Consider the following 11427-nt stretch of genomic DNA (forward strand, 5'->3'; position numbering starts at 1 on the left):
CGTGGCCATCACCGAAGACGCCCCGCCCGGCGCCACCGAACGCTACCCGGCGCACCCGTCCGGCGAACGGCCGGGCGAGGCAAGCCGGGAGGGCCAGGAGGACCGGGCAAGCCAGAAGGGCCAGGAGGACCGGGAGGACCAGGAGAGCCGGCGCCTCAGCTCCCCGTTGATCCTCACCATGACCCTGCTGCTGGCCGTGCTCGCCCAGTCCCCGATCCGCGGGGCCCTCGGCACCCCGCTGATGCAGAGCTGGATGACGGTGTTCGTGGCCGTGACGGTCCAGGCGCTGCCCTTCCTCGTCCTCGGGGTCCTCCTCTCGGCAGCGATCGCGGTCTTCGTACCCCCCTCCTTCTTCGCCCGCGCCCTCCCGAGCCGGCCCGCCCTCGCGGTACCGGTGGCCGGGATGGCGGGCGCGGTGCTGCCGGGCTGCGAGTGCGCCTCGGTCCCGGTGGCGGGCGCGCTGGTCCGCCGGGGCGTGACCCCCGCCGCGGCCCTGGCCTTCCTCCTGTCCGCCCCCGCGATCAACCCGATCGTCCTGACCGCCACGGCCGTCGCCTTCCCGCGCGACCCGGAGATGGTCCTGGCCCGGTTCCTCGCCAGCCTCCTGGTGGCCTGCGTGATGGGCTGGCTGTGGCAGCGCCTGGGCCGCACGGACTGGCTGCGCCCGCCGGCCCACGGCGCCCATGAAGGCGCGACCAAGGGCGAGGCGTTCTGGAACTCGGTCCGGCACGACACCGTGCACGCGGGCGGCTTCCTGGTCCTGGGCGCGATGGCCGCGGCCACGCTGAAGGCGGCGACCCCGGCGACCTGGCTGCGCACGGCGGCCGACAACCCCCTGGTCTCCGTCCTCGCGCTCGCCGTACTGGCCGTACTCCTGTCCATCTGCTCGGAGGCGGACGCGTTCGTCGCGGCCTCCCTGACTCAGTTCTCCCTGACGGCCAAGCTGGTGTTCCTGGTGGTGGGCCCGATGATCGACCTCAAGCTCTTCGCGATGCAGGCCGGCACCTTCGGCCGCGCTTTCGCGCTGCGCTTCGCCCCCGCCACGTTCGCGCTGGCGGTCGCGGGCGCGGTGGTGACCGGGACGGTGCTCCTGTGAACCGCCAGGCCCAGGCGGCAGTGATGTTCCTGCTGGGCGCCGCCCTCCTGCACGCGGGCGCCACCGACCTCTACCTGCGCTACGTCAAGGCGGGCCTGCAACCGATCCTGCTGGCCTCGGGCGTGGTCCTGATCGCGGCGGCCCTGGCGACGGCCTGGTACGAGCGCAGGCGGAACAAGGCGACCAGGGCGCCCGGCGCGGAGCACGCCCACCCGGAGCCCCGCATCTCCTGGCTCCTCGTCCTCCCCCTGCTCTCCCTCATCCTCGTCGCCCCGCCGGCCCTGGGCTCCTACAGCGCCCTGCGCACCGGCACGGCACTGCAACAGCCCTACGGCTACGGCAAGCTGCCCGCCGACGACCCGGTACCGCTCAGCGTGGTCGACTACGCGTCCCGCGCGGCCTACGGCCACGGCCGCTCCCTGCACGGCCGCCCGGTCCGCGTCACCGGCTTCCTGGCCCTGGACCACTCCGGCGCGCCCTACCTCGTCCGCATGGCCCTCAACTGCTGCGCGGCGGACGCCCAGCCGGTGAAGATCGCCCTCACCGGCAAGCTTCCCCCGGTCCTGCAACCGGACGCCTGGCTGGAGGTCACGGGCACCTACACCCCGAAGCTGACCCACGACCCCGTCAACAACGGCCCGATCCCGTTCCTGAAGGTCACCGCGGCGAAGCCGGTGCCTACGCCGCAGGATCCGTACGACGAGACCTGGAACAACTGACGAGCCGGGCGGTCAGCCCAGGCACACCACGATCAGGCAGAGCTGGGAGGGAGAGGTCGCGGCCGGCGAGGGACTCGCAGGTGACGCTCCCGAGTCCGTGCCGCCGCTGGTCGAGGGTGCGGGAGCGGGGGCGGACGGCTGCTGGACCACGGTGCCGCTGCCGGTGCCGTCGGAGGCCGGGGTGGTGGTCTGCCGGTGTGCGGCCGGTGTCTGTGCGGGGACCGGAGCGGCCGCCGCGTCCGGGTGGGTGTTCGGCAGGGCGGTCCGGGGTGCGGTGGCGGTGGTCTGCCGGTGGGGTGCGGCGGCCGCGGGCTGCTGGGCGTGGGCCGGGGTCGTGGCGCGCGGGGACCGGTGGTGGCTGGGCGGCGTCGGCACCGGAGGGGTCCCGGTGTCCGTCTCACCGTCGGTGGCGCCCATGGGCCGGTTGTCCGGGGCCGAGGCCGCCTGGGCCCGGTCGGGGGACTGGCGGTCCATCGAGGCCAGGGTGAGCCCACCGCCGACGAGCGCGACGGCGGACGCGACCGCGGCCCGGCGCTTGTTCTTCTTCCACCGGGCCAGCTGGCGGCGCCGGGCGGCCCGTCCCTGCGTGGCGGCGGGCGCGTCCGTCACGTCGTCGGACGGAGCCCCGTCCGTGGCGGACGGCGTGGGCTCGGCAGAAAGACCGTCGTCGTACCAGGCGGCGGAGGGGGCGGCCGCTCGCGCCGCGGGGACGGCCGTCGGCGTGTGCGGAGCTATGTCCGGGGCGTACGCGCCACAGCCGGGACACACCAGGGCGCCGTTCAGATGCCGACGGCACGAGGAGCAGTAGTCCATGTGAGGTCTTTCCGATTCGACGCGTTCGCACGTGGGATCGAGCGGCCAGCAACGCTAACGAGGCTTTCGGAAGACCGTGTGCGGCCCTTGTGGCACTCCTGCACACATTCACAGGGGATTCATGAGGTGACTCGTGTGCTGTGTCGGCCCTCACACGTCCGACAACCGCGCCGCCGCCGGCTCCAGCGAACCCTGGAGCCGGCGGCGGGTGGCAACACGGCAGGGTCGGCCGTCCGGACACTGCCAGGATCCGCACAAGAACCGGCGACGTGCAGGGACGGAAGCTGTACACATGACAAACGTTCAACCGCATCCGCACCGCACCGCGGGCAGGGGCTGGGCCGGGTCGCTGGCCCTCTGTGCGCTGCTGCTCGCGTGCGCGGGCGTGGCCGTGTGGTTCGTCCCGAACGCAGCATCGGACGAACAGGCCTGGCGCAGGGCCACGCCCTGCACGGCCGGGACACCTGCCGCCGGACGCGACGACTGCCTGTCCACCGTCCCGGCGGTGATCGCGCGCACCGACGCCAACGGGCCCAAGCAGCCCAGCTGGCTGTACTTCACGGACAGCCGGCCACTGCACCGGCTCAGGGTCTCAGCCGTGGCGGCCCGGGACTTCCAGGCCGGTGACCACGTGGAACTGACCGTCTGGCGCGGGCAGGTGATGAAGGTGGCCGGGGCGGGACAGAGCTGGCACGAGCACATCACCACCGCCCGCTCCCTGGCCGTCGTGGCGGCGCTGCTGGCCCTGGCCGCGGGCTACCCGGCGGCGAAGGTGCTGGTGCGTCTGCAAGGACGCCGACTGCCCGACGACGAAGTCCTTCCCTCGGCCCTGCCGTTCGCGGGCGCGCTGGCCGGCACCGCCCTGTGGCTGCTGCCCCTGTGCTTCCTGCACCCCACCGACCTGCTCGCCTCCTCCACGCAGATCACCTGGGCGGCCGCGGGCACGCTGCTCACCCTGGCCCTGCTCACCGGGGCCTGGCGCGCGACCCGTATCCGTACGCCCGGGGACGCGGAAGCCGCCGGACGGCCGGACGAGGGCGAGGCCGGCGCATCGGCCCGACAGCGGGAGCAGGACGAGGTGTTCCTGTCCGCCCGGTTCCTGGAGCCCACCGACTTCAACCCGCACGGCTTCGGCACCCACATCGCCCTGGGGGACGGCGCACCCGCGGTGACGCCCGGCCCGGGCCGCTTCGCGGCGAAGCGCATCCCGGCCGAGCGGCTCACCGTCAGGAACGTACGACGGGCCCGGGGCAGCGACGGCGACACCGTCCCCAGAAGCTGGCACATCGCCGAACTCGACGACGCCGGCACCCCGATCCGCCTGGCCGCGGCCCCGGCCGACCTGACGCGGATCATCCGCGCGCTGGGGTCGGCCAGGGCCTGACCACGGGTGGACCAGGCCGACCCGCCGGAGGCGAGGGTGGCGGTCATCACCAGGTAGTGCAGGGAGCCGTCCCCCTGGTCCCAGACGGCGGTGACGGTGCCGTCGCCGGTCTGCCAGGCCGCCACGGCGCCGCCGTCGGCGGTCACCGCCGGCACGGCCTTGGCGCTGGAGCCCTGGTTCGTGACCAGTGTCTTGGGCGCACCCCACGTGTCGCCGCAGGCGGGCCGGACAGCGGCCCGGATCTCCCAGCTGGAGGCCCCGGCCTGCTTGCCGCGCCACAGCGCGAAGGCGGTGCCGTCACCAGCCGCCTTCAGGTCGATCAGGCTCTGCCGGCCGTCCTGGCCGGTCAGGCCGGCCGCGGTGTTCCACGGTCCGGCCGAGGCCGTGTGTCCGGAAGCGGCGGCGGCGGGCAGGGCGGGGCCCCGTACGACCGCGGCCGCCGCTGCTGCCGCGAATGCGACGGCGGCGGCTCCGGGTCTCCGTGTCTTCACTGCCACTACGACTCCTGATCCCCTGGACGACGGCACCGTTCCCGGTCCCGGCAGTCCCGAGTGGATCAAGATTTCCGGCTTCTGCTTACCCGGCAATGCGCAGCTGAGCGTCATTGCCGGGACGCGGACGCCTGAGTCGGGGTCAGCGTGCTGCCGTGGCGCGGAATCGCCGGTAGAGAACGGTTCCGCCGAGGAGCAGGGCCGCGCTCGCGGCGGCAGCCGGCAGCATGCCGTCCGATCCGGTGTGTGCGAGCGGGGTCGTGCCGGGGTGCACGGTGATGGTGTGACCCGGCTGCGGGTGGTTCGCAGGGATGGGCGGCTTCTTCACCGGAGGCACGGTCTTGACCGGCGGTGTGGTGGGCGTTCCCGGCTGCGTCTTGGGCGGAGCGGGCGGAGTGGGCGGAGTGGGCGTTCCCGGCTGCGTGGCGGTGACGCCGGAGCCGTTCACGGACGTGTTGCCGAACACCGGGTTGAGGGCGCCGGGCGCGTTCACCGTGTTGCCGCTGACGTTCACCGGCAGATGCACGGGCGCCTGGACGTTGTTGCCGCTGATGACCCCCGGGGAGTCCGTGGCCGCGCCTTCGGCCGTGGCCTGGCCGGACGTGCCGCCTCCGCCGCCCGCGTTGGCACATGAGTTGCCCGCGGCCGGGTTCAGGAGCCCCACCACGTTCACGGTGTTCCCACAGACGTTCACCGGGACGTGCACCGGGATCTGGAGGGTGTTGCCGGAGATCACACCGGGCGAATCGGCGGTGGCGCCGTTCGCCGTCGAATCGGCGTGCGCCGACGCTGCCATGGCCATCGCACCCGAGGCGGCTACGACAGCGATCACGCTGTTTCGGGTAACCCGCTTCATAGGTTCCCTGCCTTCCATACATGGTCGCGAGCACTCGCCCGCACAGGGAGAAACGGTTGATTACCCCTTCGGGTTATGACGAATCAGCCTTTCGCATCGCCGAATCGCACAGAACGTGCCGCCAAGTCGGCCTCTCCTCGTACGTTTCTCCTGGTCAGGAGGTCACGGAGGAGCTTCTGACGGAAGCACACCCGCATCACGAGAGCCGCCTCCGTCACCAGCTCGTCCCTCGCGCCGGCCCGGCAGGCAGGGGAGCGGTCGGCCGGCCTCTGACGCAGACGGCGAAAGGGGAGGCCGGTCATCGGCCTCCCCTTCTCCGGTTCACCGGGGTCAGCGCAGGCGCAGAGCCTCGCGGATCGTGGTGAACAGGCCGGTCTGGTCGGTGACCCCGAGGACGCGGAACGCCTGCGGGCCCTGGGCGGCGATGCGGACCTGGGTGCCGGTGTGCTCCTGGGACTGGCCCGGGGTGTTGGTCGAGTAGTTGACCTTCAGCTGCTGGCCCTCGTTGGTGACCAGCGTGGCGGACAGGCCGGGCGGGGTGGCCTCCAGCGGGACGATCTGGCTGGTGTGGCCGTGGTCGGCGGTGGTGACGACCAGGGTGTCGGGGTGCTTGGCGGCGTAGGCGCGGGCCGCCTTGACCGCGCGGTCGAAGGCGGCGGTCTCACCGATCTGGCCGCACGGGTCGGCCGCGTGGTCCTGCTTGTCGATCGAGGCGCCCTCGATCTGCAGGAAGAAGCCCTTGCTGGAGTGGGTCGCCTTCTGCTTGGCCTCCAGCAGCTGGATGGCCTTCGTGGCGGAGTCGGCGAGGCTCGGGGTGGTGGCCGGGCGGTTGGGGTTGGAGGCCACGCAGCGCTGCGGGTCGGTGCCGCCGACGGCGGCCGCCTTGCCGGTCCACTCGACGGGCACGTTGCCCGTGGCGAACAGGCCCAGGACGGGCTTGCCCGGCTTCACGCTCTTCAGGCCCGCCCTGTCGGTGACGACCTGGTAGCCGAGCTTCTGCGCCTGCTCGGTGACGGTGAGGCCCTTGTACCTGCCGTCGGTGACCTTCTGGTCGAACCGCTGCTTGCCGCCACCGAGGAGGACGTCGACCTTGTGGTTGACGGACTGCTCCGCGATCGAGCCGGGACCGCCGGCCGCGATGGTGTCGGTGGGGCACTTGGCCATGTCGGCCGGGCCCTGGCAGGAGCGGTCGGTGGCGTGCGAGGCGAGCACGGCCGGGGTGGCGTCGGTGAGTTCGGCGGTGGTGACGCTGCCGGTGGCGTAGCCGTTCTTCTTCGCCAGCTCCAGCAGGGTGGGGACGGCCCTGTCGGTGCCGGGGGTCTTGGAGATGCGCCCGTTGACCGTCTTGATGCCGGTGGCCCAGCCGGTGCCGCTCGCGGCGGAGTCGGTGACGTAGTCCGGCGTGCCGTCCGCGTGCACGGCGTACGTGGTGTAGGCGCCGGTGAGCGGGAACTTGTCCATGTTCATGCGGCCGCCCGCGCCGACCGTGTAGTCACGGGCCAGGGTGATCTCCGAGTCGCCCATGCCGTCGCCGATGAGCAGGATGACGTTCTTCGCCTTCCCGCCCTTGATCGCGTCCTTCGCCTGCTTCTCGTTGTCGAAGGCGCCGGCGGAGGTGGCGACCGCCAGGGCGGCCGTGGTGGCGACCAGCGCGGTGGCGACCGTGAGGTGACGACGGGTGGGTCGGGGCATGTGACTGACTCCTTGTGGCGTCCGACGAGCGGATGCGGTGACCAACGCAGGCCAGATCACCAGGCGTTCGCAAAGCAGAGGTAAACGAATGGTCGAGCAGGTGCATCCGGGACATGACACAAGAACGGGACCGACCAGGTCGCATTGCCGCGCGGCCCGGGTGCATTCAAGATCGTCAAGGTCCCTGCTGCGGTGAGTCTTTAATGGTTGCGCAATCCGGGAACTATTAGACTCGCCAGTCCTCGCCCGCAGTTCAGCTTCATCGGGGGACATATGACGCGTGCTGGACCGTCGGTACCCGAGACCGCCGTCGTCTTCGAGCGTGTGCTCGATCAGGCGCTGAACTCCCCACAGGTCCTGGATGCCCTCGATCGTGCGGCGGGAGTGGCCGACCGGGAGCAGCTGCGCACCCGGGCGGTGCGGGCGCGCGCCGCCATCACCGCGGCGGCCACCGTCGAGTACCAGGAGTACCTCCGCGCCCGGTCCGCGGCGGAAGGCGCGACCTGCGAGCCGGCGACACGCATCGTGCCCGGCCTGTCCGCCGCGAAGGCGGCCTGGCGGTGGGTTGCGGTCAAGCGTTACCGGGCCGCCGGTGCGGGCGATGCCCCGGCCGACGACGTCCCGGACGTGACGGGAGCGCGGGAGACGTGGGAACTGGCGCTCCTGGAACGGGGGGTTGTGCCCTTCCTCCTCGGCCGCCTGGAGGAACTGCTCATGAGAGAACGGGGAGACCGGACCGCACGTTAGAAGCCGGTCCCGGACGCGCCCTTACCATGGGCGGCACATGTGCGTCGGCTGTGCTCAGGGCGGGACGGGAGAGGACTGTGACGGAGAGCGCCGGTGGCTTCGAGGACCCGTCGGCCGAGGTGCTGGCGGCGGCGGCCGCCGCGTTCGGACTGCTCGCCTCGTCGGCCCGGCTGCACCTGATGTGGGCGCTGGCGCAGGGCGAGAGCGACGTGACACGCCTCGCCGACCGGGTGGGCGGTGCGCTGCCCGCGGTCAGCCAGCACCTGGCCAAGCTGAAGCTCGCCGGGCTCGTCAGCTCCCGCCGTGAGGGCCGCCGGCAGGTCTACTACATCGACGACCCCGACATCGTGACGGTCGTACGGGTGCTGGTCGGGCAGCTGACCGAGCGGTCGCAGCGGGCCTCCGCACCGGCATACCGGCTGCGCGGGACCGGTGGCTGAGAGCACCGCGCCCCCGGGGCCGGACGCGTGGGCGCCGGACACCGGTGCCTCGACGGCGTTCGGCGGCGACCGGGCCGTAGCCGCGCAGTCCCGTCCCGCGCACTCCGCCCCCACCGTGCTCGAAGTGCTGCGGAAGCTGGACGCGAGTCCCCGGGGTCTGACCGAGACGGAGGCGCAGGAGCGGCTGGCCCGGTTCGGTGACAACGTGCTTCCGGTCCTGCGGGAAGCCTCCTGGCCGCAGTTGTTCGCCCGCAGCCTGCGGGACCCGTTCACCGCGGTCCTGCTGTGCCTCGGGCTGGTGTCGGCGGCCGTCTTCGCCTGGGGAACCGCCTCGGTGATCCTCCTTCTGGTCGCGGTGAGCTGCGTGCTGCGGGCGACCGGGGAGCACCGGGCCGACCGGTCCACGGCCGCCCTGCGGGAACTGGTCGCCACCACCGCGACCGTGGTGCGCCGCGCCGACGAGGACGCGCCGCCCACGAGCCGGGAACTCCCGCTGGACGAGCTGGTCCCGGGGGACGTGGTCCGGCTGGGGCCGGGCGACCTGGTGCCGGCGGACGTACGACTGCTGCGGGCAACCGGCCTGACGGTGCACCAGTCCGCGTTGACGGGGGAGTCGGCCCCCGTCATCAAGTCGGCCTCGGACGCCCCGCACCGCGCCGACGGCGAGGGGCGTCCCCCCGCTCGAGCGGAGCCGAGAGCGGGGGAGTTCGAACAGCGGCAGTGCTGCTTCCAGGGCAGCGGCGTCGTCTCGGGAAGCGCCACCGCGGTCGTCACCGCGACCGGCCCGCGGACCCGGTTCGCCGCCGCCCACGGCCGCTCGGCCGAGCGGCGGGAGGCGAGTGCCTTCGACCGCTCCGTCCACGGCATCTCCTGGATCCTCATCCGGTTCATGCTGCTGACCCCGCCGCTGGTCCTCATGGCCAACGCGGCGCTGCGCGGACGCGGCCTGGAGACGCTGCCGTTCGCCGTCGCGGTGGCCGTCGGGCTCACCCCCGAGATGCTGCCGGTCCTCGTCACCACCTGCCTGGCCCGCGGCGCCTCGCTGCTCGCCCGGACGTACGGGGTGATCGTCAGACGGCTGCCCGTTCTGCACGACCTCGGCGCCGTCGACGTGCTGTGCCTGGACAAGACCGGCACCCTCACCCAGGACCGGCCGGTGACACACCGCGCCCTCGGCCCCGACGGCCGGGACGACCCCGAGGTGCTGCGCTGGGCCGCCGTCAACGCGTGGTGGACGCTGCACCTCGCCGACCTGCCGGAACCCGACGCCCTGGACGAGGCGCTCCTGGAGGCGGCCGACGAGGACGACCTCATGGCGTACGACGGTGTGGCGGCCGTCGGCTTCGATCCGGTGCGCCGGCTCGCCACCGCCGTCGTCCGCACCCCGGGCCGCCTCGGCCGGCACACCCTCGTCGTGAAGGGGGACGTCCGGGCCGTCCTGGAGCGCTGTGCGCTGACGGACGAGGAGCGCCGGAGCCTGACCGGCCGTGCCGCCGCGCAGGCCGACGACGGCCTGCGCGTCCTGGGGGTCGCCACCGCCGAACGCCCGGCGCGCACCCGTGCCTACACCCCGGCCGACGAACGCGGCCTCACCTTCCGCGGCCTGATCACCCTGCGCGACGCGCTCGCGCCCACCGCCGCGGACGCGCTGAAGAACCTCACCGACCGCGGTGTCGCCGTGAAGATCCTCACCGGCGACCACCCCGGCACCGCCGCCCGCGCCTGCCGCGACCTGGGCATCCCGCTCACCGAGGACGCCGTTCTCGACGCCGTCCGCGTCGACGCCCTCGCAGCCGCCGAACTCCCCGCCCTCGCCCGCCGTACGACCGTCTTCGCCCGCTGCACCCCGGACCACAAGGCCCGGATCACCCAGGCCCTGCGCACCGCCGGACACACGGTCGGCTTCCTCGGAGACGGCGTCAACGACCTCCCCGCGCTGCGCGCCGCCGACGTCGGCATCGCCCCGCGCGAGGCCGCCGACGTGACGCGCGAGGGCGCCGACGTCGTACTCGCCGAGAAGGACCTCACCGCGCTCGCCCACGCCATCGCCGCGGGCCGGCACGCGGGCGGCAACATCGCCACCTACCTGCGCGTCACGCTCTCCTCCAACCTCGGCAACGTGATCGCGATGCTCTCGGCCGGCCTGCTCCTGCCCTTCCTGCCGATGCTCCCGGCGCAGGTCCTCACCCAGAACCTGTGTTTCGACGCCGCCCAGCTCGCCTTCGCCCACGACCGCCCGCACCCCTCGGTGCTGCGCCGGCCGACGGAACTGCGCCCACGCGACCTGCTGCGTTTCCTCACCGGCTTCGGAGCGCTCAACGCGGTCGCCGACCTCGCCACCTTCGCCGTCCTCGCGTTCGCCCTGCACGGGCCGGGCACCGGGGACGTCGAGGCGGTGTTCCACTCCGGATGGTTCACCGAGAACCTGCTCACCCAGGCCCTGGTCATGCTGCTGCTCCGGGCCGGCCGTCTCCCCCGCTCTCGACTTCGTTCGAGCGGGGGGACCCCCACCGCCGGCCGCCGCAGGCCGGGCCCCGTCACCTGGGCCGCGCTCGCCCTCGCCGTCATCGGCCTGGCGCTTCCGCCGTCACCGCTCGGCCCGGTGCTCGGCCTGACCGGCCTCCCGGTCCTTTACTACGCCCTGCTCGTCGCCGTCCTGGCCGTGTACGCCGCCGGTCTCCTGGCGGCCGGCTCCCGCGCCTCCCGCAGGCTCCAGCCGCCCCGCGGGACGCCTCACCTGTGAATTGTGTGTGGATCTGTGCTGCTCGGGCCACGGGTTTGTTAGATTGCGCAATCACGCAACCAAGGTGATGGGCCCGACCGTCGTGGGAGTGGGTAGATGAGCGAGCCGTGGGACGGCCGGGGTGGCCAGGCCACGCGCAGCCGCAGCGCCCGGGTGCCCGGACAGCGCACGGGCGAGCCCGACGGACCGCGCCCGGGCGGCCGGGCCGCGGCCCGGGCGGCATCCCGCTCGCACAGCACCTCACGTTCGCACGGCAGCAGGCGCGCGCGGCGCCGGGCCCGCACGGCGGGGCGCGGCAAACGAGTGCTGAAGATCCTCGCGATATGCCTGTCCGTCCTCGTCGTGGTCACCGCCGGTGTCGGCTGGTGGTTCTACCAGCACCTGAACGGCAACATCCAGAGTGTGTCGCTGGACGGCAAGGGCGGTACGGAGAAGGCCGACGCGTT

At 73.1% G+C, this 11427-nt stretch carries 8 protein-coding genes and 2 pseudogenes; 7 read left to right on the plus strand and 3 right to left on the minus strand.

Going from position 1 to position 11427, the window contains the following annotated elements; translation table 11 throughout:
• Position 1 precedes the first annotated feature (1 nt).
• A complete protein-coding gene (locus ACWC5O_RS33385) occupies positions 2-1096 on the plus strand; it encodes a permease (protein ID WP_450590597.1) in 1095 nt (364 codons plus the stop codon).
• On the plus strand, positions 1093-1815 hold the full coding sequence (locus ACWC5O_RS33390) for a TIGR03943 family putative permease subunit (protein WP_450590596.1): 723 nt from the start codon (positions 1093-1095) through the stop codon (positions 1813-1815). The genes ACWC5O_RS33385 and ACWC5O_RS33390 overlap by 4 nt, the downstream gene beginning before the upstream one ends.
• Positions 1816-1827: 12 nt before the next feature.
• Here the strand turns inward: ACWC5O_RS33390 and ACWC5O_RS33395 are convergent, their stop codons facing one another.
• Complete coding sequence (locus tag ACWC5O_RS33395; protein ID WP_450590595.1) at positions 1828-2628, minus strand: SCO2400 family protein; 801 nt, start codon at positions 2626-2628, stop codon at positions 1828-1830.
• A gap of 259 nt (positions 2629-2887) precedes the next feature.
• On the opposite strand from ACWC5O_RS33395, the pseudogene ACWC5O_RS33400 reads away from it, so the two are divergent.
• Positions 2888-4012: pseudogene (locus ACWC5O_RS33400) on the plus strand (PH domain-containing protein); the annotation flags it as partial.
• A 633-nt stretch (positions 4013-4645) separates the two neighbouring features.
• On the opposite strand, the gene ACWC5O_RS33405 reads toward ACWC5O_RS33400, so the two are convergent.
• On the minus strand, positions 4646-5359 hold the full coding sequence (locus ACWC5O_RS33405; RefSeq protein ID WP_450590594.1) for a chaplin: 714 nt from the start codon (positions 5357-5359) through the stop codon (positions 4646-4648).
• 330 nt (positions 5360-5689) lie between these two features.
• A complete protein-coding gene (locus tag ACWC5O_RS33410) occupies positions 5690-7051 on the minus strand; it encodes an alkaline phosphatase (RefSeq protein ID WP_450590593.1) in 1362 nt (453 codons plus the stop codon).
• Between the two features lie 273 nt (positions 7052-7324).
• On the opposite strand from ACWC5O_RS33410, the gene ACWC5O_RS33415 reads away from it, so the two are divergent.
• The 4 genes and pseudogenes from ACWC5O_RS33415 to ACWC5O_RS33430 all read left to right on the plus strand — a co-directional run.
• Entirely contained in the window at positions 7325-7798 is a 474-nt protein-coding gene (locus ACWC5O_RS33415; RefSeq protein ID WP_450590592.1) for a hypothetical protein, read from the plus strand.
• A gap of 77 nt (positions 7799-7875) precedes the next feature.
• Positions 7876-8238: an ArsR/SmtB family transcription factor gene (locus ACWC5O_RS33420; RefSeq protein ID WP_450781135.1), complete on the plus strand. Its 363-nt coding sequence runs from the start codon at positions 7876-7878 to the stop codon at positions 8236-8238.
• The gene (gene mgtA, locus ACWC5O_RS33425; protein ID WP_450592500.1) at positions 8231-10981 is read left to right on the plus strand and encodes a magnesium-translocating P-type ATPase; all 2751 of its coding nucleotides are present in this window, start codon (positions 8231-8233) and stop codon (positions 10979-10981) included. The genes ACWC5O_RS33420 and mgtA overlap by 8 nt, the downstream gene beginning before the upstream one ends.
• A 96-nt stretch (positions 10982-11077) precedes the next feature.
• Positions 11078-11427, plus strand: a pseudogene (locus ACWC5O_RS33430) (LCP family protein); the annotation flags it as partial.

This window comes from Streptomyces sp. NPDC001450, from assembly GCF_053597295.1.